This window comes from Leuconostoc kimchii IMSNU 11154, from assembly GCF_000092505.1.
Lineage (GTDB): Bacteria > Bacillota > Bacilli > Lactobacillales > Lactobacillaceae > Leuconostoc > Leuconostoc kimchii.
The window spans coordinates 827,391-852,965 of sequence record NC_014136.1; the positions used below are offsets into that span (position 1 = coordinate 827,391).

The window sequence follows — 25,575 nt, forward strand, 5'->3', positions numbered from 1 at the left end:
AACATGCAACAAAAAATTGGGGTTTTAGCAGATGTACACGGTAATTTGACGGCATTAAAATCCGTTATTGCTGATGCCAAAGCAAATGGTGTAACAGAATTTTGGTCGTTAGGTGATATTGCGACCTATGGTCCTGGTACGGTGGCGAGTTATCGTCTTCTTAAGCAGGAAAATACGACCATTTTTTTGCAAGGTAACTGGGAATCTTCATATTTTGAAGTTGAGACAGGTACGGATGTAAACTTTAATGATGCGTCGGATGTTGCTTTTCTTGATTGGATGGCCCAAGATTATAGTGATTTTACTAATGAAGAAATTGCGGCGATTAGACGGTTTCCGATGAAGTACCAAGTGCAACGGGCTGGTCTCACGATTGAACTCATGCACAATATGCCTAATAAAAATTATGGTAGTGATTTATCACCGGACGCACCACAAGCTAATTTTAACAATATATTCCAAGATATTGACGCTGATATGGCGATTTACGCGCATATTCATGCACAAATTATGCGTTCGGATAATATTACATATGAACCGTACCGCATGCATCGGATCTTGAATACTGGTACAGTAGGTCAGTCCTATCAACTTACCAAAACGGGGATGGTGGCACAGTATTTATTGCTAACATTAGATGATGATATTGGCGTGACGAGTGCCGATTTTCGTCGCGTTAATTATGATACGGCCCAAGAAATTGCATTTGCCCGACAAGTCGATTGGCCATTTTACGAGGCGTATGTTCGTATGTTAGAAACGGGCCAATTCACACGTGATGCTGATAGTTTGGCAGCGGATAAGCGTTTTCCTGAATATCAGGCCCAAGCTAAAATATTTTATCAACAACTTAAAGGAGAATAATTATCGCTAAAGTTAAAACACAATTTATTTGTTCGAACTGTGGCTTCACATCAGCACGTTACCTTGGCCGGTGTTCAAATTGTGGTGAGTGGGGTACCTTTGTTGAAGAAAAAATTGCGCCTGAAGTTAATGATCGTAAAAGTCGTGTGAGCCTTGATGGACGCACGGCAAAAGTTGAGAAAATTAACGAGATTACTTCTGAAGAGACACCACGCGTGGCAACGAATCTGAAAGAACTTAATCGTGTTTTAGGTGGCGGTGTTGTTCCGGGATCCATGGTGTTGATTGGTGGTGATCCTGGTATTGGAAAATCAACGCTGTTGTTGCAGGTATCAGGACAATTGGCACATGAGGGACGTGTTTTGTACGTTACTGGTGAAGAATCAGCCACACAAGTCAAGTTGCGAGCTGATCGTTTGGGTGTCGGAAACGATGAATTTTATTTGTATCCAGAAACTGATATGACGGCTATTAAAAAACAGATTGATGAATTACAACCTGATTTTGTCGTAATCGATTCCGTGCAAACGATGCAGGAGCCAGATGTCACATCTGCTATTGGATCAGTATCACAAATTCGTGAGGTGACGGCAGATCTTTTACAAATTGCTAAAACAAATAATATTTCTGTCTTTATTGTCGGACATGTGACCAAAGATGGTGCGATTGCAGGGCCTAAAATTTTGGAACACATGGTTGATACGGTACTTTATTTTGAGGGCGATAGTAATTATAAATATCGTATCTTACGTGCGGTGAAAAATCGATTTGGCGCAACCAACGAATTGGGTATCTTTGAAATGCGTGATGGTGGCCTAATTGAAGTAGCGAACCCCTCTGAAATTTTCTTAGAGGAGCGGTTGGCTGGTGCAACTGGTTCAGCAATTGTTGTCGCACTTGAAGGCTCACGACCGATTTTGGTGGAGTTGCAAGCTTTGGTGACACCAACCGTATTTGGGAATGCACAACGAACGGCTTCGGGATTAGATCGTAATCGTGTCTCGTTGATTATGGCGGTGCTGGAAAAGCGCGCGAATTTGTTGTTACAAAATCAAGATGCTTATTTAAAAGCAGCGGGCGGTGTTAAATTAGATGAACCAGCGATTGATTTAGCAATTGCTGTCGCGTTAGCTAGTTCATATCATGACAAAGAATCACGTCCGAGCGATGTGTTTGTCGGCGAAATAGGGTTAACCGGTGAAGTACGAAGCGTTGCTGATATTGAGGGACGATTAAAAGAAGCGCGTAAACTCGGATTTAAGCGTGCTATTGTGCCTAAGAACAATTTAAATGGTGTCGAATTACCCGCAGGTATTCAAGTTGTTGGGGTGACAACCTTGAGTGAAGCTTTGAAATTGGCTTTGGAGTAGAAGTTATAAAAATGGGGGAGACTAATGGGTATAGAGATTTTATTTGATTTTGTGTTTTGGTTTTATAATTACGTTTCACGTGGGACAGCCTATAGTTTGAGATGGTGGTTTGGGTTACTTTTTTCGATCATACTTTTCATTTTAACGGTTGGCACCATGTGGCTACTCGTATTAACAGTAACAGCGACAACACTGTTTGTTACGGGGAAAATTGCGTTATCTGTGCTACTATTAGTTGTTATGACAGGCATTGGGTTCGCCTTTTATCGCTGGGGGATGCTATTATACCAATTGACTCAGCAAGAGGGTGAATCAGGTCGATTGGTTGCTAAACGAATCACCCAAGAAGATGGCATTGTTTAGTACGTGCTAAAAATAAGATTCTACAAAAAGACTGCCATTTAATTTGGCAGTCTTTTTGTAGAATCAAGCAGTTAAATGAATCACAGTTATAGAGTGTGATTTGAGTAAACGTTTTGCTTATTAAATGCTTGTCTCATACCCCTGATTTAATTTGTCGTTAGTTTTTTAATTTTTTCAAATTTCGGATCATTCTTATATTGCATATAAAGTGTTTTTAAACTTTTTGTGCCTAATAATTCTGCACCAGCATCTTGCGCTGCACCTGATACACGTGTTCCTTGATTCTTGTAGGTAATGAGGTCATCATTGATTGTGAAGTAACCTTGTTTATATAGCATATTGTTAACCGTAAGGGTTCTTGAAAATATATGGGGAGACGTTCTGTAATTCACTTACCGATTTGTATCGATGTTATAAATATATGAAAAATAAGTTAAGTCATCATCAAATATGATGATTTTTTGAAAAAGACTGCCCGATAGGGCAACATGAGTGCCTCATAGTACAATGATTCTTGTGACATAAGTTGATATATTAGACATATACCAATTTTAAGGAGAAACATTAATGGGCAAGTTACTTGCAAAATTAGGAGCATGGATTGACGGTCATGCGAAAATAACAATATTGGGGTTCATTATAACAGTCATTATTTCTGTTGTTGCGGCATTAAGTATGGGAATTAACTTTGATAGTGCTGGTATGTCGATTCAAGGATCGCAATCAGAAAAAGCTAACAAGTTGATGGAAAAAGAATTTCCTAATACGAAGCAAGATGGTGGACAAATACAAATTGTTTTGCATTCTAGTAATGGCGAAGCATTGACTACTGTTGATAATCAAAAAACCATGAATGATATGTTTCAAGATGTGAAAAAAAATAAACATGTCAAAATGGTTGTTGTGCCTCAAATGCTACAAAGCTTTAGCAAAAATAACATGACAGCTACTGCAAGAGTAATTTACAAACAAAAAGGAGATAACGTTTCTTCTGAAACGGTAAAATCATTAGAAAAATCAATTAAAATGACACGTGCTAAAAGCATTCAAACTGAATTAACATCTCACGATGTGACGATTTCAGGTATGGATAATGGCGAGCAAGCGGAGATATTTGGTCTAGCCATTGCGTTTATCATTCTCGCAATCACATTTGCATCATTAATTGTGGCAGGCATTCCAATTGTATCAGCTATTCTTGGACTGATTGCAGGTATGATGCTGGTGTTGATTTCAACAAACTTCTTATCTGTTGCAACTTTTTCAATGTCACTAGTTGGTATGATGGGGTTGGCTGTGGGGATTGATTATGCCTTATTCTTAATTTCCCGTTATCGTCAGGAATTACAAAACAAAAATAAAAAAGAGGCCTTGATGACAGCAATGTCAACCGCTGGAACGTCAGTTATTTTTGCAGGAGTTACGGTCATCGTGGCACTACTAGGCATGACAGTTCTTGGAATCGATATGTTATCTGTTATGGGAATTACGGCCGCCATGTCGATATTGACAGCCATTTTAACATCATTAACATTTGTTCCAGCTATGCTTGTGGTGTTGGGCGATCGTGTGACAGGAAAACGACCTAATCGCGCGCTCTACCTATTGAGTTCGTTGCGCATAAAAGGTGGTTGGGGTAAAGTAGTCACTAAGCATAAATTTGTCTTGACTGTTGTAACAGTCGCTATTTTGGCTGTTGCAGCAACACCTTTTGCTCATATTAATCTTGGATTACCTAACGATTCAGTTAAATCAGAAAAATTGACTGAAAGACGTGCCTATGATTTATTAACTGAAGGTTATGGGCAAGGTAGTCAGGCAACACTTGTTGTGTTAGCTAAAACTGATAGCCAACAAAAAATGAAAAAAGTTACCGAAAATATTAATGATTTAAATAACGTTGTATCAGTTTCACCAGCATCGCCAAGTAAAGACAAAGATTATCAGATGATTACTATACAACCTGGAACAGATGCTAATGCAGTAAAAACTAAAAAGTTAGTCCAAAATATTCGTCATTTGCAACAGAAAGAGGATCTACCTGAGATATATGTCACTGGCGCAACAGCAATCAATATTGATATGTCGGATGCTTTGATGAAAGCTTTGCCTAAGTTTGCTATTCTAATTGTGCTATTTGCCTTTATCTTGCTAACTGTTGTCTTCAGGTCATTATTAATACCTGTTGTGGCAGTTGCTGGATTTATATTATCATTAGGCGCAACCTTAGGGACAGTTGTATTTATTGTACAAGATGGCCATTTTATAGATTTCTTTGGTATACCGGCAAAAGGTGCAATTCTTAACTTCTTACCCGTACTAGTAATTGGGATTATGTTTGGTCTGGCAATGGATTATGAAGTATTTTTGGTTAGTCGCATTCGCGAAGAATACATGAAATCACATAATCCTAAACAGGCAGTGATAGCAGGTATGAAAGATAGTGGCCCAGCAGTTGTCGCAGCGGCACTCATCATGATGGCTGTGTTCTCAGGATTTATATTTGCCAGCGATGCCATTGTTAAGTCTATGGGTCTTGTATTAACATCAGGAATTTTGTTTGATGCACTACTTGTAAGACTCATTTTAGTACCTGCAACAATATCTCTATTTGGCGAAGCGAGTTGGTATCTACCAAAGTGGTTAGATAAAATATTGCCAAATGTTAAAATTGATTAATTGAAAAAAATCTAAGCTATAATAAAATAAGCTTAGATTTTTTTGCCACAGAGGAAATAAATATGAAGACTGATATTAAAGCAGAAATACGAAATCATTTTTTAATACTTTATAGATGGCCAATGATTTTTTGGAGTCTCATGATGTATTTTTTATCTTTTTACTTGAGGACAGAGCAGAATACGTTAGGTAATGTCAATTCGGCAATGTTTTTTACCTTGTTCTTTATACAGGCACTTGTAAATTTTAACAATATTAAATTTATAAACTTCAATAAATCAATTTATATCTTACTCCAAATCGTCATTATTATTGGTGCAGGCATGCTAATTTCTCCTGGAGAAATTATTTTGTATTTGAGCATGTTACCGGTACTTAGTGTGCAAATCATGTCTTTGTTTGATATAAGGTTAAAAACCTTACTATTGTTATTAGCACCAGCGCAAATAATTGTTATTGTCATTCAAGTAATCAATAGTGGCTTATTTTTAGCTTTAATGGCTGCGGAAGCATCTTTATTCTTGAATGTTGTATTTTTCTATGCTTGGCAGTTTTATCATCGGCAAGTCAGTCAAATGGTTAAGACAGAACATATTCTTCAAGAACTACAGATTACTTATACTGAAGTTAAAGAAATTTCACAACAAAATGAACGAAATCGTATCGGTCGTGACTTGCATGATACGTTGATGCAAGGTTTGGCCGGTGTTACTATGCAACTAGAGGGTATTAAAGCATTGTTGGCCAATGGTAAAATTGATCGGGTAATGACAGAAATTGATAAAACAATTGACTTATCGCGAACTTCTTTAGTTGATGCTAGAACAACAGTTTATGAAATGCGTCAAACTAAAACAAAAGATATAGATTTATATAATAGATTGGATAAATTAACAAAAGTGTTTTATGAAAATTATGGTTTAAGTGTGAATATAAAGGTTGGGGCTAACATGACATTGCCGCAGGAACCATTAGATGAAATACTAAGAATTATTTCAGAAGCATTAACTAATGTTGTTAAACATTCAAAAACAGATGTTGCCATTGTTAAAATTAGTTTGGATGATTTTCTTAATATTGACATCATCGATTACGGTGTTGGGTTTAATGTACGTGCAGGTGAGAGCAAAAAGAATCACTTTGGTTTGAACTCAATTTATGAAAGAGTGGAAAAGTTGAAAGGCAAGGTTCATATTGATAGTCATGTCAGTGAAGGTACTAGAATTCAAGTAAAAATTCCACAAAAATTAAGGTGGCAAAATGACTAAAAAGATTATGGTAGTTGATAATCATTTTATTATTCGGGAAGGGTTAAAGTTAATTTTCGAAAGTATTGATGATTTTGATGTCATTTATGAGGCAAATGATGGGCAACAAGCGATTAATATGCTAAAAAATAAAAAACCAGATTTAATATTGTTGGATATTATAATGGAAAATATTGATGGGTTTGGCGTTATGACTTATGTGAATCAATATTGTCCAGAAATTCCGGTTGTCGTTTTAACGACAGTAGACACTGGTGAAAATATCAAAAAAATGTTATTATTGGGTGCTAAAGGATATTTATTAAAGGATGCTAGTACTGAAATGATTGCTAATACAGTAGTGAATGCTGTCCAAGGAAATACGATCTTACAAAATAAAATTACAGAAATAATTTCAAATGATGAGCTATATGACACGCAAAACAATCAAAATATATTCAACTTGAATCCTACGGAAGTTGAAATACTTAGTGCGATTAGCCAGGGTTCCAAAATTAAAAACATTGCCCTGAAGTTACATTTGTCTGAAAGAACTATCAAAAATCACTTGACTGTAGTTTATGATAAAATGAATGTATCCAGTGGTGTCGAAGCGATTGCATTAGCAGTGAGAAATCATATCATTTAGCTGGTATGATTTGTCATTTATGGATTTAAGAATTGTTATCATATATATGATAACAACAAAAGTGATGATTAAATGAAAAGGCCAATTACCTGATATGGTAATTGGCCTTTTTGTACTATTCATGACGCATTCAGTTTCTTCTGTTGGTCTGTTGTAAATTAACCTGGTTTGACGATACCAGAATTATTTTTTTGAAAAGCGACAATCACCAAATGAAGTGCTATTGCAGCGATTCCAATCATCAGGAGTTGTAGCCATAAGGTTTGTGTGCCGTTACCGCCATATAAAATATTAAAATCAGATTGAATCGCGTAGAAACTAGGTGAGATGTAGCTCATGATTTTAAAGAAATCTGGCAATATACGTTGTGGTATCATACCAGCGCCTGAAATAACCTGTATAAGCATAAATGGCATGTTAACCATGATACCAAGTTGTCCTAAAATTAAGGAAAAAATGAGGTTAACGTTTAATGCGCTAAATAATTCAATACTGTGTGTTAACCACAGCTGCCAATAGGTACTTGTATTAAAGTTCAACATGTATTTAGCTAAGCCTATTATGATTAATGGTGTGAGAAGCGATAAGAGGCCAATTGTTATTTCAGTGTATAGATAGGCACGCCAGCGACCAATTAATGGTGAAAATGACTTATAACTTGTGACAATTAGCATCGCAGCGATCATAGAGCCAATGTAGAACGATAAGGTTAGAAAGAATGGCGCCATGCTGTGATGCATGCCTAAGGGAACAGGATTGATTTTAATGATGTTGCTGTTATATGAGTTAGCGATCTTGCCATAAGTACTGTTAATTTGATCAACAGCCTTAGCTTTTGTTGCGTTTGCTTGTTTTAATATTTTTTCTTGTTGGTCAGGATTAGCTGTAACAGCTTCTGTGACTTCTTTTTGTAATTGGTTGAGTTCAGCTGCAGTTAAAATACCTTGACTCTGCTTTAACAAAACACTTTTTTGAATTTGACTACCCAGTGCTTTTGAGGCACTTTCCATAGTCGTTGTCACAGTTGTTGGGTTAGAGTAGTTAATATAAAATTTGAGGTTAGCGGTACGATTGTGCGTGACATCCTTAACGTTATTGTTGAAATGTTCAGGCACATTAATAATGAGATAAACTTTGCGATCTTTTAATTGTGCCTTGGCTTCACCTAGCGTTAAATTTGTTTTAATATGTTTGAATGGTAACTTATCCTTCATTTGAGCTGTTAATGGTCGACTATCAGAATCTTGATTAACAATAGCAACGGGAAGTTGATCCACTTTATTGGGAATTGCTTTATAGCCAGAAAAGTAAACACCCACCATGAGTAGACCATAGAACAAGATAATAATCAAAGATCCGATGACACCTTTGCTTTGTAAAAATTTTTTAAAAGACATGCTATTTCTCCTTTTATTTTTCTGACAAAATCTTAACACTTTTCATAAATGCATGCAAGTACACGCATGCATTTATGAAAATGTTGGAGAGCAACTGTTATTGGTAAAATATTATGTTAATATAACTACAAAGAGGTGTTGATATGTCTAAAGAAATTGAAGATAAGAATTATGAATTGATTTTAAACGCCTTTGTGTCCTTACTCATTCAGGTGGGGTATCAGGCGACAACAATTAATAAAATAGCTGAGGCGGCTCATGTTAATCCGAGTACAGTCTTTAGAAAATTCAAAGATAAAGAAGGCCTTTTAGATGTTGTGATTGATAGGCACTTGCAAGATTTATCAACGATATTTGATGATTTTTCAGTCACAGATAATATTGAAAATGATTTGGTAGCGATGTCAAAGTTATATCAAGAATTTCAACTGAAGCACCAAGAAATTTTTGTTGTTGGTTTTCAGGAATCATTCAAAAGGCCAGACATTGCGAAAGCTGTTGAAGATATACCGATTCAATTTAAAACAATTTTATTGACTTACTTTGACGAAATGAAACGTCAACAAAAAATAGCTGCTACAATTGATACGGAAGCTGCCACGATGAATTTTGTCTGGTTGAATTTTGGCTATTTTATATCCGGTATTCGGTTTAGCAATCCTAACTTGTTGGTGACACCAAACGAATTTTACAATAAGCAAATTCGCTTTTTTGCTAAGAGTTTGCAGTGATATTAATAATCTTGGTTTAATTGACCAGAAAAAGGTCTATAGTAAAATTTTATTGTTTCTAATGGTTTGTGTCCTTGATACAGAAATGCCCCCCGCCTTACTATAATCAGATATTCTGACAGATAGTTTAATTAGTTCACTCAAACAAATATTAGTAAATGGACAATAAACGATTGAATTGTTGTCCAAACATCATCGGTTTACAGGACACAACATAGCTTATTTTTACACGCATGAACCATGATTATCAGTGTGTCAACGCGTGTTATATCGAGGCAATTACATTAGATAGGTTGAATTAGTTGAGAGTGATCGTATCATACCAAGTAACATAGCTCGTCATAATCTCCTATGTGAGCGGTGGGATGTTATCTATTTGTAGGAAACTCATAACAGGGGGCACTCAGAGGCTAATTATGATAGCACAGTTAGAGAGATAGACGAGTGGTTAAAAAGAAAGGGAAATTAAATATGACAACTTGGCAATCGTTTAAAGGTAACATTAAGTCAATTAGTGAAGATGAAATGTCGGTAATCGATAAACGTTCGGAATCCACGCCATCTTTAACAACGCTAAATAGATACGCAAATGGATTAGGGCTCGAAGTTAAAATGCAAGTTGTTGGTTTGCATCACTAAAATATAGAAGGCGGAAATTTTAAAAATGTTTTGGATTATAATAATTGTCGGTTTTATTGTTTTAATGGCTATTGGACAAGCTGTTGAGGGAATGAACCGTGCACGCATGGGAACTAATATTAATGATATGCGTAAAATGATGAAAAATGGTGGACCGCAACAAACAAATGTTAAACAGCAGGGTCCGCGAGTTGATGCAACGGTAACTAATAATGATCAATTGATTATCAATAAATTATTGCAAGATAAAGATTTTATGAGTACTGTGGTCCAGTACGAAGATTATGATAATTACAATGCCATTAATCTCAATTTGCCGTTAGAAGATTTAAATGAAGGGTTAAATTTGTTTTCAAAACGAGAAGCAACGGTTAGAGATTTGTTGTTCGATGATGAAAACAGAATTTATGTGTACGCACTGCCTTTTGTTAAGAATATTGCGGCACAAATGGAAAAGAATAAAATTAAGGCAAATTCTACGGCTAGCTATTATAAACAAGGTGAAATGAATAAGATAACTGATGCCGAATTAATTGATAAAGATAAAATGATTGGTCTTATTAAGGGTACAATGAGTAGTAATTCAAAGAGTTTATTTAATAAATCTAGAACGAAAGTCTGAAAATAGTAAGGAGAAATATTATGAATAAGAAATGGTTATCAGTAATAGGAATCATAATTACTGGTATTATTATCTTTTATGCAGGTTTTGCATATGGTTCGCATGGATCTAACAAATCTGAAAAAACAAGTGAAACAAAAATAGTTAAGCCAAAAGCAGTTGAATCGCCTGTTAAAACAATCAATCAAGCTAAAAGCAATGAAACATGGAATGTAACTCTTGATACTATTACAACAAAAAAAGTTAAAAAAACAGACGAGCAATTTACTGCCATGAACGATTTCAATATTAAAAAGTTACTCCCTAGCTCTTTCTATATGACAACCGTGGAATTTACGCTTGAAAATAAAACAGATAACGATATTGATGGGATGCGTTCTTCTGGCGACTTTACTTTTGTTGATGGCGATGGTAATTCTCGAGGTATAAGCGGTACAACATTAAGTTCTTATGCTGATATTAGACCATATCCAATTGATTTATTTCCATCAAAATCTAAAACGAAAATTCAATTCGTTGTGTTAAGTGATAAAAACAATTTTAATAGTAATGGTAGTATGAAAATATCTGTCCCTGATTTCGATAAGGGCGAAAAAATGGAAGATGTTTTTGTGGGCGGTACATTTGATTTTGGAAAATGAAAAACTAATTTCAAAAATTTAAAAAGTGAAATAAAAAATATACCCCAGAATTCAGATATTCAATTATTTTCTTGTGTAACCAAGGTTGTTTGGCTGACTCGATAACTGAAGAATAATGAATGAATCAGTCTAATCTTTTATGCACGTTATCGCAATGATTTGAAATGAACAGTTATAATATGTACAATAGAACATGTAAATAATTGCGGTAAAACCGCGTAATTAGGAGGAAACGTGCTTAATTTTAATTGAGTAAGCACGTCATAAAACATGACTGAAGAAATTCGTGTTCGTTATGCACCATCACCAACGGGCCACTTACATATTGGAAATGCACGTACAGCAATCTTTAACTGGCTTTTTGCGCGTCATTATAATGGCAAATTCATTATCCGTATTGAGGATACTGATACAGCGCGTAACATTGCTGACGGTGAAAAATCACAACTGGACAACCTAGCTTGGCTTGGTTTGGACTGGGATGAATCACCAGCAAATCCTGGTGAATATGGACCATATCGTCAGTCAGAACGCAACGAACAAGGTGTTTATCAACCCTTTATTGATGAGTTGTTAGCCAAGGGGCTTGCTTATAAGTCATATAAGACAACGGATCAAATTGCTGCTGAACGTGAAGCGCAGCAGGCAGCAAAGCAAGCACCACACTATGTCTATGAATATGAAGGCCTAACGAATGACGAACGTGAGGCTAAGTATGCTGAATTTGAGGCGCAAGGCTTAAAACCTGTTGTGCGTTTCCGTGTGCCTGAAGAAAAAACTTATGCCTGGGATGATATTGTTAAGGGGCATATTGAAATTGGTGCTAAAGAAGTGGGTGGCGATTGGGTTATTCAAAAAGCCGATGGTATGCCAACTTATAATTTTGCTGTCGTGGTAGATGACCATTTGATGAAAATTTCTCATGTACTACGTGGTGATGATCATGTATCAAACACACCAAAACAAATCATGATTTTTGAGGCACTGGGTTGGCATGTGCCAAAGTTTGGTCACATGGCGTTAATTATTAACGGTGAAACAGGTAAAAAGTTATCAAAACGTGATGAAAATCTGTTACAATTCGTCGAACAATATCACGAATTGGGCTATCAACCACAAGCCATGGTAAACTTTATTGGTTTGCTAGGGTGGTCACCAAAGGGTGAGGACGAAATTTTCTCGCTTGAAGCGTTTAAAGAAATGTTTGACGAGACACGTTTATCGAAAGCAAATGCTAAATTTGATCAAAAGAAGTTGGAATGGATTAACAACCAATGGATGCGCCGTGATTTAGATCACGTGATGCCACAATTAATTCAAGAATTAGTCAACGCTGACTTTGTTTCCGCAAGTGATGCAGAAACTAAAAAGCATTGGCTTGCTGAAGTGATCAAAGTTGCGGGTGTGGAAGGTATTTCTTATACACGCGAAGTTGTTGAATTAGTGCGTCGACCATTCTTTGAATTAGGAAATATCACTGATGAAATGGTTGATTATTTGACATCAGAGGATGGACGTAAAGTCTTTTCTGCCTGGGAATCAGCTTATCAAGCACTACCAGAATCAGCAACTGCAGAAGATTACATGAGCACCATTCGTTCAATTCAAAGTCATCTTGAAATCAAGGGTCGCAATCTTTGGAATCCTATTCGCATCGCGACAACACATGAAATTCAAGGACCAAACTTACCAGAAATGTTAGTTGTTTTGGATAAAGCACAAGTCTTACAAACAATGTCTGATGTTAAGGCTAAATACTTAGTTTAAAGCAGCAAAAGTATCATTTGTTTTTTCGCGTTTACAGGCGATTAACAGATGATATTTTTTTGAGTTAAAAATAAACATTTTGGGGGTGATTTGCGATATAGTGGCACTAGATAATCATGTTAAAAAAACGAGAAAGTGTGAAAAAATGTATGCGATTGAAATGAACAATTATGGGGATGTTGATGTTTTAGTTGAAACGACAACAGCGCCCAAACCAGAAATTAAGCCCAATCAACTATTAGTCAAGCAGCACGCAACGGCAATTGACCCTTATGATGTCAAATTCAGACAAGGACTAATGGGTAGTGAACGTGAGGTACCTTTAATTCCGGGTTCTTCTGTTGCTGGCGAGGTGGTCGCGATAGGCACAGAAATTACCGATTTTTCGATAGGTGATCGTGTTGCTGCTTCGCCACATTTGAAAAGTTATGCTGAATATGTTGCGTTGAGCCATTCAGCTGTGGCTAAGATACCAGAAAATGTGAGTTATGCACAGGCTGCCGCTGTCGTATTGGGCGCGCAGACGGGTTATCAAATGATAACAAAGGATCTCAATATTCAACCCGGTGAGTCTGTGTTAGTATTGGGTGGTTCCGGATCTGTTGGGTTAACGGCATTACAAATTGCGAAGTTACGTGGTGCGAGTGATATTTATACTACAGCTATTGGTCACGGCGTAACATTTCTCAAATCATTTGATCAGACGATTCATGTGCTTGCTTCCCAGAATCAAGCATTGGTGACAGCTATTCCAAATGGCGTAGATGCTATTTTAGATTTGATTGGTGGTGAAAATCTAATAACGGCATTACAAGTTTTGAAGCCTTCTGGCCGTTTAGTGTCTATTGTTAGCAACAATGAAGATGAGCGTGTGGCAAACGTGTATTTAAAGTCAACAGGAAAACAATTAGCAGATTTGCTTAAATTAGTTTCTGATAACCAAATTAAAGTCGTACTTGCTGAGGTGTTGCCCTTTAATGTCGAGAACCTAAGAAAGTTTCAATCGGCAAAACACGTGCTTGGTAAACTTGTTTTAACTTTTGAATGATTTTGCAAATACATGTGGATGCATGTATTTTTATTTTGAACAGTAAAGTGATTATTATCACGTGTAAGGGAAAAACATTTTAAAATACTTTACAAGATTAATTAAAACGCGTACAATATATTTGTAAAATAATTCACATAAAAAGATAAAAAAGAGGTTTAATAATGAAAGCAGCAGTTGTACGTCAAACACCAGATGGTTATGTTGATTTAATTGATAATTGGCAACCTAGAGCACTAACTTTCGGTGAAGCGTTGGTAGACGTTGAATATGTTGGTTTATGCCATACGGATTTGCATGTTGCTGGAGCTGATTTTGGCAACCCTAATAAGATGGGTCAACGAAATGGTGATTTTCGCCGCGTGATTGGGCATGAAGGCGTTGGTCGTGTGTCTAAATTAGCTGAAGGTGCTGGTGATTATTTAAAGATTGGTGACCGTGTGTCGATTGCTTGGTTTTATGATGCTTGTGGCGTCTGTGATTACTGCGTGTCAGGAAATGAAACGTTCTGCCGTAATGTTCGTAATTCTGGCTATACAGTTGATGGTGCCATGTCACAGCAAGCAGTTGTGAATGCCAAGTATGCAGTCAAAGTACCAGAAGGTTTGGACCCGCTTGAAGCCACATCAATTACATGTGCTGGTGTCACAATGTATAAATCACTTAAAGTTGGTGAAACTAAGCCTGGACAATGGGTATCAGTTCATGGTGCTGGTGGTTTAGGTAACTTAGCTGTACAATATGCGCATAACGTATTCGGTGCCCATGTTGCTGTTATTGATGGTAATGATGACAAACTAGCAGCAGCACATGCAAATGGCGCAGAAGTTTTGATTAATCGTAAGAAGGTTGATGATGTTGCTGCTGAAGTGCAAAAAGCAACTGGTGGTGCACATAACGCCCAAGTTACGGCAGTTAATGCTGCAGCCTTTAACCAAGCGGTAGGTTCATTACGACCAATGGGTAAGTTGGTTGCTGTGGCGTTACCAGAAGGTGATATGGCATTAAACATTGCTAAAACTGTGTTAGATGGTATTGAAGTACGCGGCTCATTGGTTGGTACACGTGCTGATTTGAAGGAAGCCTTCCAATTTGGTGCTGAAGGTAAAGTTAAGCCGATTGTTGAAAAAGTTAACTTTAAGGATATGAATGACGTGATTGACGAAATGAAGGCTGGTAGTATTACTGGTCGCAAAGTATTTGACTTTACAACACTTTAAGTTAATTAGACGCTTGGAATATTAATTCCAAGCGTTTTTATATACCTTGCCAATCCTATTAGGTTAAAATACCGGTCATCATGGCGATTAACGATAGCTTGTGTTAGAATTGGGTAACGAATTTATTGGAGGAAATACACTTAATACTGATAACGTAAGGGTTATCAGTATTAAGGTACTAGCAAATCATGGCATATTTTACACAACAACTTTTTAATGGTCAGAGGGATCGTATTTTACGTGTCGTCGATTTAGCTGATGAATCGCAGTCTACAGCAGGATTTATTCATATTTTCGATGAGCGGCGGGCGTTTGATTTTGATTATGCGCTTGAATTAACAGATGGTCAGATGACACAGGAAGCATTTGATCAAGAGGGTGAGGCAAACAATACATTTAGTGTTAATTTTATGCCGATCACAGATAACGATGATGAAGTGCCCGAAGAAGTATTTGAGGAATGGGCGGCGCTTATTGGTCGTGATTATGCATTGATGCCACATGTGCATATCAATATGTACCAACAAGGTTTGAAATCAGCCATTGAAGAAATTGAGAAAGACACATTTGAAGAACGCTTATTAGAGTTAGTAACACGTATTTTAGGATCTTCAGTGGTTGGGTTTGAAGAAAAATCATTGACATTATTTCCAAGTTATTTGGTTCAAGAACAACAAGATACGCCAGCACCCCAAGGACCTTCAACACAAATTATTTTACCTGATTGATTGGGCTTAAAAAAATTGACAGGTAATCAAATTTGTATTAAGATAGTGTTATGTTAATAAATCGATGAAGCGAAGAGTAAATATGGCGTGTTGATATAGCGAGTCGGGGTAGTGTAAGCCGATACAATGCAATATATTGAAGATGAACGTGGATGAGGTAAATGGTGGAAGCTATTTATCCGGTGGGCGCCGTTATAGACCAAGAGTATTCAATCTCAACAGGTTTGTTTGTTGTTAAGTTTGAATTGAAGTTGGGTGGTACCACGTTTTACGTCCCTGTTAATCAATATGATTAACAGGGACTTTTTTATTAACATAACATTTGAAAGGAGATATGTTTCACGCAATAGTCGCACACTCGTGACGACTATTTAAGTGCAAACATACCGATAATATGACAAATAAACACCTTGTTTTACAAACAGATTTTGGTTTGCAGGATGGTGCAGTGAGTTCGATGCGTGGCGTTGCTTATAGCGTTGCCGATGATATTTTAGTGAGTGATTTGACACATGGTATCACCCCATTTAACATCTTTGAAGGGTCATTTCGTCTGTTGCAAACGGTTCATTATTGGGCATCAGGGACGGTATTTGTCTCTGTTGTTGATCCAGGTGTTGGCTCAAAGCGCTTGTCTATTATTGCTAAAACAGTCGCAGGGCACTACATTGTGACTCCAGATAATGGCACTTTGTCACATTTGTTGGCACATGATTTGATTGAGAGCGCTCGTGTGATTGATGAAGACACACAAAGATTACCTGGATCTGAAAAGTCTTCTACTTTTCATGGCCGTGATATTTATGCATTTAACGGCGCAAAACTGGCAAGTGGTGCAACTCGCTATGAAGATTACGGTCAAGAATTGACACCAGATGAATTAGTTAAGTTGCCAATCCGTCCTGGTAAGTATCATCAAACAGAGGATGGGCAGTCACAATTAATTGGGCATATTGATATTACAGATGTTAATTTTGGCTCATTGTGGTCTAACATTTTAGTGAGTGAATTTGAGAAGCTTAATGTATCCTATGGGGATATATTACATGTTCAAATCAAAAATCGTGATACTACTTTGTTTGATGACAAATTACCATATGTGCACACTTTTACAGATGTTAATCCTGGTGAACCCTTAATTTACATTAACTCCGTTTACACAGTAGCATTTGGGGTGCATACAGGTAATTTTGAACAAATGTATCATGTGGGTGCTGGTCAAGATTGGTCAGTGGTGATCACAAAAGAACAATAAACAATCGCTAAGATAATCAAGTGAATGTGAGGATACGAATATGAATGATAGAAAAAAGCGCGCAGGATTTTCAGTCAGGTCAGTTGTGGCAACAGGGATAGGGGCAGCAGTATTCTTTGTGTTGATGAAGTTTATTGCAATTCCTACAGGTATACCAAATACAACGGTCAATGTAGCAGAAGGTTGGCTAGCTTTAATCGCCAGCCTATTTGGACCAGTTGTTGGTCTGTTAGTAGGATTTATTGGGCATACGTTAAATGATGCTGTCACCTATGGGTCACCATGGTGGTCATGGGTCATTGCGGATGCCATTTTCGGACTATTATTAGGTTTTGGTAAAAAGTATCTTGCCCTTGAATACGGTGATTTGTCGACCAAAAAGCTGATTCAATTTAATGTTTGGCAGGCCGTTTCAAATGTTATTGTCTGGCTTATCATTGCGCCTATTGGTGATATCTTGATTTATAAAGAACCAGCACAAAAGGTTTTTCTTCAAGGTGCTGTGACGGCCTTTGTTAATACGTTATCAGTAGCAATTATTGGTTCACTATTATTAGTTGCCTACGTGAAGTCACGCCCAAAAAAGAGCAGTCTTCGAAGCGAATAAACATCAAGCAAGCGGTTGCTTGCGTACATAAAATTAAATTCAAGGAAGTATTATGACAGCACCAATAATTGATTTCCAACACGTGACATTTAAATACCACGCACAGGCTGAACCAACGTTAAACGATGTTAGTTTTCAAATTTATCCAGGTGAAAAGGTGCTAATTGCTGGTGCTTCAGGTTCTGGTAAAACAACTTTGTTACGTTTGTTAAATGGATTGATTCCGCAAGCGTATGCAGGCGATACAACAGGAACGTTGACGTTACACGGTAAAAATATTTTGGCTCAATCTTTGTTTGAGTTGTCTTTACAAGCAGGGACTGTCTTACAAGATTCTGATGCACAGTTTGTTGGGTTGACAGTGGCAGAAGATATTGCTTTTGCGCTAGAAAACGATAATCAACCGGTATCGCATATTAAATCAGAAGTGAAGAAGTGGGCAACGCGTTTTGGACTAGGGGATCGCTTAGACTTAGCACCACAGGTATTGTCTGGTGGTCAAAAACAACGAACATCAATGGCAGGGGTGCTTGTTGATGATGGCAAGCTATTATTATTTGATGAGCCGTTGGCCAGTCTTGATCCAGCAGCTGGTGTTGTGGCCATGGATATGATTGATAAATTACAATCTGAACGTGATTTGACTGTGGTCATCATTGAACATCGTATTGAAGAGGTGCTTCGAGCGCATGTTGATCGTGTCATTGTGATGGCTGAAGGCAGAATTGTGGCTAACGGTACGCCAAGCGAAATTATTAAAGCAGGTATTTTGCCTGAAAATGGCTTGGATGAGCCGTTATACGTGCAATTATTACGTCAGGCGCATATTGATATCAGTCGTTTACCACATGTTGCAAACGTTAACCAAATTGACGTGTCAGGACAAAAAAATGCGATCGAAGCACTTAAACAGCCTGTTAAAACTAACACGCATCAAATAGTTAAATTAGTGGTGAAAGATCTTGATTTTAGTTATGATAAAAATAGTCAACTATTTAAGCAATTGAATACGGTTATTAATCAGGGTGAAATTTTAGGTATTGTTGGTAAAAATGGTTCTGGTAAGACAACTTTGTCCCACTTATTAACAGGATTTTTGATACCTGATGCTGGTGATATTATATTGGATGGGCAATCTGTACTTCAGCAATCAATCAAAGAAAGAGCCGACAACATTGGTTATGTTTTGCAAAACCCAAACCATATGATTACTAAAGCAACGGTATTTGAGGAAGTTGCAAGTGGCCTCATTTTACGGCACGTGTCCCCTGATGACATTGAGCGACGTGTTAGAGCAATCTTAAACTTAATCGATTTGGATGCGATGCGTCATTGGCCTATAGCTGCGTTAAGTTTTGGTCAAAAAAAGCGTTTAACAATTGCTGCTGTCCTGGTCTTGAATCCACAAATCTTGATTTTAGATGAACCAACGGCAGGACAAGATGCGACACATACAAATGAATTGTTACAATTTTTAACTAAAATCAATCAGCAAGAAAAAACGACTGTCGTTATTATTACACATGATATGCATTTACTTGCAAATTTTGTCGAGCGGGCATTAGTTGTTGTCGATGGGCAATTACTTGCGGACACGACACCTGCTGAACTATTAGCTAATGAGTCATTAGTTAAGCTAGCAAGCTTACGTACAACAAGTGTTTATCAGTTAGCAAATCGATTGGCTATCACGCATCCAGAGGAGCTGAATGCAGCTATTGTTCATAACTAATTTTTTATTTTTGATACTTTGAAGGGAAGACGTGATATATTTGTGCAGGACGGTATCTAATTTAAATCAGATGTGCACGAAATTAACGGTATAAATATGAACAATTTATTTGGATATAAACAACGAGATACTTGGATTAATCACACAACAGGTACGGCAAAATTAATAGGATTTTTAGCACTATCTACCATGGGAATGATATCCTACGATACACGTTTTTTATTTGGTTTAGTTGTTTTGGCGATTGTACTGATGCGCCTGTCACAAATTAAGTATCGAGAATATGCGTTGATGGCTAAATTGGTGATTATTTTTGCGATGATTAATTTGGTGATGGTAGCTGTTCTGGCGCCACAATATGGTGTTCAATTATACGGCACGCGACATGTACTATTTGGGACGGGTTATTGGACAATCACGCAGGAACAATTGTTTTATGAATTTAATTTACTATTGAAATATCTATTTTCTTTACCACTGGCAATTATTTTGCTTTTTACCACAAATCCAAGTGAGTTTGCTGCTGGTTTAAATAAAATTGGTGTGCCCTACAAAATTGCTTATTCGTTTGCTATTACGTTGCGTTACATTCCTGATGTACAAAGTGATTATCGAACGATTAGCTTGGCACAGCAAGCTCGAGGTTATGAAATATCTAAAAAGGCGCCTTTATTAGCGCGCTCTAAAGGTGCGGTGCAAATTATTTTGCCGCTGGTGTTTGCGAGTTTAAACCGTATTGAAACAATCAGCCAAGCGATGGAACTCAGGCGATTTGGGCGTGAAAAGAAACGGTCTTGGTACCAAGAACAGTCATTTGCGACGCGAGATATTGTGATGATTTTTGGGGCCGTGGCCGTGATCATTATTGGTGCGATACTTTTCGCTCAAAATGATGGTCGTTTATATAACCCATTCAAGTAAAGGAGTATAGATGGTCGTGTTGTAGTAAAAACATTATCATATAAATTAAGCATATGGTTGAAACAGTAAGACAATGGCAAGAAGATGCCCAAAAATATCAGCCAGTACTACAAAGGGATTTGCTACAATTTTTGGCTATCCCATCAGTGTTGGCCCCTGAAACAGCGACGTTCCAAAGACCATTTGGCATTGGCATTGAGACAGCGCTGCAATTTTTGGTTGATATAGCTAAGCGTGATGGGTTTAAAGTTACACGTGTTGCTGACAACATGGTCGTTGTGGTTGATTATGGCCCTGAGGATGCGTCGGAAACACTTGGCGTTTTGTCGCACGTTGATGTTGTTCCTGGTAATGATAATGCTTGGCACGTCACATTACCATTTAGCCCAAAAATTGTCGGTAAACGCCTTTATGGCCGCGGCAGTCATGATATGAAAGCGGACCTCATTGCAAGTTATTATGCTTTAAAACAATTAAAAGATAATGGTTTTTGGCCTCAGCGTAAAATCCGTTTAATTTTTGGAAGTGATGAGGAATCTGATTGGCGTGATATGAAAACGTATTTAGCGCAAATTGGTGAACCAACACTTGGATTTTCACCAGATGGTTCCTTTCCCGTAGTGCCTGGCGAAAAGGGTGTTCAGACCATTGTCATCCAATTTGAAGGAGAAAGTGTACGTGAAGATCATTGGCAGTTGCTTAAATTTGATGCCGGTGAGCGAGATAATGTTGTCCCAGGCGTTGCCAAAGCATTGATCCGATTACCAAGCCATTATGATATTAACTTATTTCTAAAACGTTACGAACAGTATGTTACACAAATACCGTTGGTCACTGGGATTGGTCAATACGACGATGGGAACATTTTGCTAACATTATACGGAAAGTCAGTTCATGGTGCTTACCCAGAAGATGGTATTAATGCAGGGACCTATCTAGCACATTTTTTGAATGAGTTTTCCTTTGAGGGTCAGGCACATGCTTACTTAACCTTTTTAGGGGATGATAATCACCAAAATGTTTTCGGCGAAAAATTAGGTCTTATTTTCCATGATGAAATTATGGGCGATCTAACAATGAACATTGGCGTGATGCACTATGAACAAAGCCATGCTGGTCAAATCCGTATCCAATTTCGTTTTCCAATTGGCATCACGGAAACTGCAATATTGACACAAGTACAGCGACATATGGGTGATTTAAATGCAAAAATATTTAAAGAGTCGCAATTTGGTAATCAACCACACATGGTGGATCTAGACGATCCGATTGTTAAAAAATTAGAGGCCATTTATGCACAACATACAAACACGCAAAAAACCTATAAAATATCGAACGGTGGCTCATATGCGCGATTATTAAAACGTGGCGTTGCATTTGGTGGACAATTTCCAGATGTTGAGGTGATGAGCCATCAACCTGATGAATATGTCTTACTTGATAATATTCCAAGAGCGCAAGCGATATTTGCACAAGCTTTGTATGAATTGTCAAAGTAGTCCTTGACATAACGAACGAGAATAAGTAGATGCTATTCTTGTAACGTATTATTGAAGAACCAGATGGAAAATTCTACGAAACACTTGAAATGTTAGGTCGCTTTGTAGTATCATTAATAATTGTGGGTATACAAAAGTGTATTCACTCCTTGCAGCTAAGGCTGCCAGAGACCAAAAGGAGGAAATAAAACATGGCTACATCATACGAAATGACTTATATCGTTCGTCCTGATTTGGAATCAGATGCAAAGAAGGCACTCGTAGAGCGCTTTGATGGCATCTTGACAAATAATGGGGCAACAATTACTAAGTCAGCTGACTGGGCAACACGTCGTTTTGCATATGAAATTGCTGGTTACCGCGAAGGCGTATACCACATCATTAATTTCACTGCAGAAGACGATAATGCTATCAACGAATTCGATCGTTTGGCAAAGATCTCACAAGACATCTTACGTCACATGATCGTTAAGCGTGACGCAGAATAATTCTGAAATTCCACTGGTGAAGGAGCTTTTATATGATTAATCGAGTAGTATTGATTGGGCGATTGACCCGTGATGTGGAATTACGCTATACACAATCGGGTACAGCGGTCGGCACGTTTAGTTTGGCGGTTAACCGTCAGTTTACCAATCAGGCTGGTGAACGTGAGGCTGATTTTATTAACGCTGTTATTTGGCGTAAGTCAGCTGAAAATTTTGCTAATTTTACTGGAAAAGGCGCATTAGTTGCCATTGAAGGGCGATTGCAAACACGTAATTATGAAAACAACCAAGGACAACGTGTTTATGTGACTGAGGTTGTTGTTGATAATTTTTCACTGCTTGAGTCACGTTCCGAAAGTGATAAGCGACGTGCCCAAAACGGGACGTCTGACACATCACATAACGGTGGCGGCTTCAGTTCGTCAAGTGACAATGCATTTAGTGGTGTTGATCCATTTGCTAGTGCGAGTCAAAATTCAAACACGCAATCAACTGCAACAAATGAAGCGGCTAATCCATTTGCGGCTAGCGGCAAAACTGAAATTGATATATCAGATGATGATTTACCATTTTAAAAAAATAAATAAAACGATATGAAAGGAGCTTTAATCATGCCAGAACAAAATTCACGTCCACAAAACTCAGAACGTCCACAACGCTCGCGTCGCCCCCAAGGCGGTCCACGTCGTCGTCGTAAGGTTGACTTTATTGCAGCAAACCATATTGAGTATATTGACTACAAGAATACAGAATTGTTAGAACGTTTCATTTCAGAACGCGGTAAGATTTTGCCACGTCGTGTGACTGGAACTTCAGCAAAAAATCAACGTAAAGTTACGACTGCTGTTAAACGCGCTCGTATCATGGCTTTGTTGCCATTCGTTACAGAAGATTAATCATTTATAATCTCCAAAAACTCAGGTTACGTACCTGGGTTTTTTTGTCTTATGGGACAAACTGTAACTGTGGTAAAATATAATATGGAATGTATTTTATCGTATACGTTAAAATACGACCATAATGTATAAAAACTGAGGTTACTTGTGAAAAAACTATTTAATTTTAAAACATTGCCCATTTTTTTTCAGAATTCAAAATTAGGTGCAGTTACATTGCTATTGATTTTTGTCAGTGGTATGAGTGTTATTTTTGCGTTATTGACAAATTGGATTTTTGGGCTTATTTGGCTGATTGTGGTGATTATCGGTCTGGTTTATTCAGCCCAAGCATTAAGAGAAGTCAATGAAAATGCGCAAGAATATTTATCCGGTCTAGGCTACCGTATCTCTAGAAGTGAACAGGAGGCATTAATTCGTATGCCAATTGGTATCATTTTACTCAATGAGGTTGAAAAAATAGACTGGATTAATCCATATATGCAGGCTTATTTAAATAAACGAGATGTCCTTGGACTGACACTGGCTGAATTTGATAAGAGTTTGGCCGCAGATGTTAAAAGTTATTCAGATGCTAAAGTAACAAACACGATTACTTGGCAAGGTAAGCAATTTTCACTCTATGTGCAACAAAATTTACGAGTCATTTATATGATGGATATTAGTGAATATGCGGCTATTGCTCAAGAATATGAGAATCACCAGTTATTTAGTGGCTTAATTTCTGTCGATAATTATGAGGAAGTTACTGAAGGCATGAGTGAATCAGAGACATCAACGTTACGCACTTACGTTACAGGTGCACTTGGTGATTGGGCGACTGCGCACCATATTTATTTGCGACGCTTAAATACAATTCATTATGTGATGTTCGGCTATCAGACTGCTTTACAAGAAGCTGAGCGTGATAAATTTTCAATTTTAAAAGCTATTCGTGAAGCTACAGCACAACAAAATTCACCAGTCACCTTATCTATGGGGATATCATATGGTGAAACAGATATTATAGATCTTGCAAAAATGGCTCAAACTAACTTAGATTTAGCTTTGGGACGTGGTGGTGATCAAGTTGTTGTTAAATCGAATCAGGAGGCAGCTCGTTTCTATGGTGGTGCTACGAATCCAATGGAAAAACGCACCCGAGTCCGTGCACGTATGATATCACAAACTGTTGCTGAACTGATGGAACAGTCAGACAATATCATGATTGTTGGGCATGCGACACCAGATTTAGATGCAATTGGTGCAGGACTTGGTATTTGGCGAATGGCTCAGACCAAGAATAAATCCGCTTTTGTCATTATTGATGAAAAAACAGTTTATAGTGATATCACGTTACTTCTGGAAGAAATCCGTAAAAATCCACCAGATATTGTGGCGCCGGGCTCAAATATTAACGATTCAATTGTTGACGAAGCACGAGCTTTAAAACTTGTTCGCGAAAATACGTTGTTAATTTTAGTTGATCATGCAAATGCAGCGATTACAAGTGCACCAAATTTACTAGAAAAGCTAGCTAACCGTGTGGTTGTTATTGATCATCATCGTCTAGCAGAAAAAAGTTTAGCAGAAAAGCCTTTGCTTAGTTATGTTGAGCCGTATGCCTCATCGACATCGGAACTTGTTGTAGAAATGTTGCAGTACCAAGATCAAAGTCATGCACCAATTACTAAATTGGAGGCGACAGCTATGCTCGGTGGTATACAAATTGATACGAAGAACTTCACATTACGTACGGGCTCGAGAACCTTTGATGCTGCAAGTTATCTACGCGCGAATGGCGCTGATAGTAACTTAATTCAGTCCTTTATGAAGGAGAAATTCACGGACTTCAAAGCACGAACACACCTAATTAATTTAGCGATTGTTCACGCTGGGAGTGCCATTGCAACGGGTGAAAACAGCACAACTTATTCTGGGTTAATTACCGCACAAGCTGCTGACGAATTACTACAGATAAGCGGTGTTGATGCCTCATATGTGATTACTAAACGCTTGGATGGTCGTGTTGGTGTGTCGGCTCGTTCCACAGGGCAGCATAACGTGCAACGTGTGATGGAAGCTATGGGTGGTGGTGGACACTTGTCCAATGCAGCGACACAGATTTCAGATATGACAACAGAAGAAGTCACGGCACAATTACAACATATTTTAACTGAAAACATTGAAGAATCGTAAGCTGCGCTTGACTTTAAAGTAATAAGATAAATAG

Annotated in this window: 26 protein-coding genes; 24 read left to right on the forward strand and 2 right to left on the reverse strand. The window is 37.7% G+C overall.

Translation table 11 applies throughout. The features are described from left to right. Positions 1 to 3: 3 nt before the first annotated feature. From LKI_RS04600 to LKI_RS04610, 3 genes are read left to right on the forward strand one after another with little or no spacing between them, the layout of a single operon-like run. The gene (locus LKI_RS04600; RefSeq protein WP_013103002.1) at positions 4 to 864 is read left to right on the forward strand and encodes a metallophosphoesterase family protein; all 861 of its coding nucleotides are present in this window, start codon (positions 4 to 6) and stop codon (positions 862 to 864) included. A gap of 2 nt (positions 865 to 866) precedes the next feature. Further along, positions 867 to 2,234 carry a DNA repair protein RadA gene (radA, locus tag LKI_RS04605; protein ID WP_083774974.1) on the forward strand — a complete coding sequence of 456 codons (1,368 nt, stop codon included), beginning with the start codon at positions 867 to 869 and terminating at the stop codon, positions 2,232 to 2,234. A gap of 24 nt (positions 2,235 to 2,258) precedes the next feature. Continuing rightward, a complete protein-coding gene (locus LKI_RS04610) occupies positions 2,259 to 2,597 on the forward strand; it encodes a hypothetical protein (protein WP_013103005.1) in 339 nt (112 codons plus the stop codon). A gap of 146 nt (positions 2,598 to 2,743) precedes the next feature. Here the strand turns inward: LKI_RS04610 and LKI_RS04615 are convergent, their stop codons facing one another. After that, entirely contained in the window at positions 2,744 to 2,935 is a 192-nt protein-coding gene (locus LKI_RS04615; RefSeq protein WP_013103006.1) for a hypothetical protein, read from the reverse strand. A gap of 229 nt (positions 2,936 to 3,164) precedes the next feature. Here LKI_RS04615 and LKI_RS04620 point away from each other — a divergent pair, with 229 nt between their 5' ends. From LKI_RS04620 to LKI_RS04630, 3 genes are all read left to right on the forward strand, one after another. Beyond that, the gene (locus LKI_RS04620; RefSeq protein ID WP_013103007.1) at positions 3,165 to 5,276 is read left to right on the forward strand and encodes an MMPL family transporter; all 2,112 of its coding nucleotides are present in this window, start codon (positions 3,165 to 3,167) and stop codon (positions 5,274 to 5,276) included. 140 nt (positions 5,277 to 5,416) lie between these two features. After that, positions 5,417 to 6,544, forward strand: coding sequence for a sensor histidine kinase (locus tag LKI_RS04625; RefSeq protein WP_242651989.1), 1,128 nt, complete (start codon positions 5,417 to 5,419; stop codon positions 6,542 to 6,544). Further along, complete coding sequence (locus LKI_RS04630) at positions 6,537 to 7,172, forward strand: response regulator (RefSeq protein ID WP_013103009.1); 636 nt, start codon at positions 6,537 to 6,539, stop codon at positions 7,170 to 7,172. Before LKI_RS04625 ends, LKI_RS04630 begins: the two co-directional genes overlap by 8 nt. Before the next feature lie 158 nt (positions 7,173 to 7,330). Here the strand turns inward: LKI_RS04630 and LKI_RS04635 are convergent, their stop codons facing one another. Beyond that, on the reverse strand, positions 7,331 to 8,569 hold the full coding sequence (locus LKI_RS04635) for a YhgE/Pip domain-containing protein (protein ID WP_013103010.1): 1,239 nt from the start codon (positions 8,567 to 8,569) through the stop codon (positions 7,331 to 7,333). A 143-nt stretch (positions 8,570 to 8,712) separates the two neighbouring features. On the opposite strand from LKI_RS04635, the gene LKI_RS04640 reads away from it, so the two are divergent. The 18 genes from LKI_RS04640 (at position 8,713) to LKI_RS04715 (ending at position 25,541) form a co-directional block, all read left to right on the forward strand. Further along, positions 8,713 to 9,300, forward strand: a complete 588-nt coding sequence (locus tag LKI_RS04640; RefSeq protein WP_013103011.1) for a TetR/AcrR family transcriptional regulator — start codon at positions 8,713 to 8,715, stop codon at positions 9,298 to 9,300. A gap of 471 nt (positions 9,301 to 9,771) precedes the next feature. Continuing rightward, a complete protein-coding gene (locus tag LKI_RS10895; RefSeq protein WP_013103012.1) occupies positions 9,772 to 9,939 on the forward strand; it encodes a hypothetical protein in 168 nt (55 codons plus the stop codon). Positions 9,940 to 9,964: 25 nt separating this feature from the next. Further along, positions 9,965 to 10,561, forward strand: coding sequence for a hypothetical protein (locus tag LKI_RS04645; protein ID WP_013103013.1), 597 nt, complete (start codon positions 9,965 to 9,967; stop codon positions 10,559 to 10,561). Between the two features lie 20 nt (positions 10,562 to 10,581). Next, the gene (locus tag LKI_RS04650) at positions 10,582 to 11,202 is read left to right on the forward strand and encodes a hypothetical protein (RefSeq protein WP_013103014.1); all 621 of its coding nucleotides are present in this window, start codon (positions 10,582 to 10,584) and stop codon (positions 11,200 to 11,202) included. A gap of 270 nt (positions 11,203 to 11,472) precedes the next feature. Beyond that, positions 11,473 to 12,969: a glutamate--tRNA ligase gene (gltX, locus tag LKI_RS04655; RefSeq protein ID WP_013103015.1), complete on the forward strand. Its 1,497-nt coding sequence runs from the start codon at positions 11,473 to 11,475 to the stop codon at positions 12,967 to 12,969. A gap of 145 nt (positions 12,970 to 13,114) precedes the next feature. Further along, entirely contained in the window at positions 13,115 to 14,017 is a 903-nt protein-coding gene (locus LKI_RS04660) for an NADP-dependent oxidoreductase (protein ID WP_013103016.1), read from the forward strand. A 164-nt stretch (positions 14,018 to 14,181) separates the two neighbouring features. Continuing rightward, a complete protein-coding gene (gene adhP, locus LKI_RS04665; RefSeq protein ID WP_013103017.1) occupies positions 14,182 to 15,237 on the forward strand; it encodes an alcohol dehydrogenase AdhP in 1,056 nt (351 codons plus the stop codon). A gap of 188 nt (positions 15,238 to 15,425) precedes the next feature. Further along, complete coding sequence (locus LKI_RS04670) at positions 15,426 to 15,965, forward strand: hypothetical protein (RefSeq protein WP_013103018.1); 540 nt, start codon at positions 15,426 to 15,428, stop codon at positions 15,963 to 15,965. A gap of 161 nt (positions 15,966 to 16,126) precedes the next feature. Then, positions 16,127 to 16,261: a hypothetical protein gene (locus tag LKI_RS11180; RefSeq protein ID WP_013103019.1), complete on the forward strand. Its 135-nt coding sequence runs from the start codon at positions 16,127 to 16,129 to the stop codon at positions 16,259 to 16,261. A 98-nt stretch (positions 16,262 to 16,359) separates the two neighbouring features. Continuing rightward, positions 16,360 to 17,220 (forward strand): SAM hydrolase/SAM-dependent halogenase family protein, encoded by an 861-nt coding sequence (locus LKI_RS04675; protein WP_013103020.1) that lies wholly within the window; start codon positions 16,360 to 16,362, stop codon positions 17,218 to 17,220. A 40-nt stretch (positions 17,221 to 17,260) separates the two neighbouring features. Continuing rightward, entirely contained in the window at positions 17,261 to 17,827 is a 567-nt protein-coding gene (locus LKI_RS04680) for an ECF-type riboflavin transporter substrate-binding protein (protein ID WP_013103021.1), read from the forward strand. 52 nt (positions 17,828 to 17,879) lie between these two features. Continuing rightward, positions 17,880 to 19,559: an ABC transporter ATP-binding protein gene (locus tag LKI_RS04685; protein WP_013103022.1), complete on the forward strand. Its 1,680-nt coding sequence runs from the start codon at positions 17,880 to 17,882 to the stop codon at positions 19,557 to 19,559. A gap of 96 nt (positions 19,560 to 19,655) precedes the next feature. After that, the gene (locus LKI_RS04690; RefSeq protein ID WP_013103023.1) at positions 19,656 to 20,480 is read left to right on the forward strand and encodes an energy-coupling factor transporter transmembrane component T family protein; all 825 of its coding nucleotides are present in this window, start codon (positions 19,656 to 19,658) and stop codon (positions 20,478 to 20,480) included. A gap of 53 nt (positions 20,481 to 20,533) precedes the next feature. Next, the gene (gene pepV / locus LKI_RS04695; protein WP_013103024.1) at positions 20,534 to 21,979 is read left to right on the forward strand and encodes a dipeptidase PepV; all 1,446 of its coding nucleotides are present in this window, start codon (positions 20,534 to 20,536) and stop codon (positions 21,977 to 21,979) included. 191 nt (positions 21,980 to 22,170) lie between these two features. Continuing rightward, complete coding sequence (gene rpsF / locus LKI_RS04700) at positions 22,171 to 22,467, forward strand: 30S ribosomal protein S6 (protein ID WP_013103025.1); 297 nt, start codon at positions 22,171 to 22,173, stop codon at positions 22,465 to 22,467. 32 nt (positions 22,468 to 22,499) lie between these two features. Next, positions 22,500 to 23,042 carry a single-stranded DNA-binding protein gene (ssb, locus tag LKI_RS04705; protein ID WP_013103026.1) on the forward strand — a complete coding sequence of 181 codons (543 nt, stop codon included), beginning with the start codon at positions 22,500 to 22,502 and terminating at the stop codon, positions 23,040 to 23,042. 36 nt (positions 23,043 to 23,078) lie between these two features. Beyond that, the gene (gene rpsR, locus LKI_RS04710) at positions 23,079 to 23,363 is read left to right on the forward strand and encodes a 30S ribosomal protein S18 (RefSeq protein WP_013103027.1); all 285 of its coding nucleotides are present in this window, start codon (positions 23,079 to 23,081) and stop codon (positions 23,361 to 23,363) included. Between the two features lie 147 nt (positions 23,364 to 23,510). Continuing rightward, positions 23,511 to 25,541, forward strand: a complete 2,031-nt coding sequence (locus LKI_RS04715) for a DHH family phosphoesterase (protein WP_013103028.1) — start codon at positions 23,511 to 23,513, stop codon at positions 25,539 to 25,541. Positions 25,542 to 25,575: the final 34 nt, after the last annotated feature.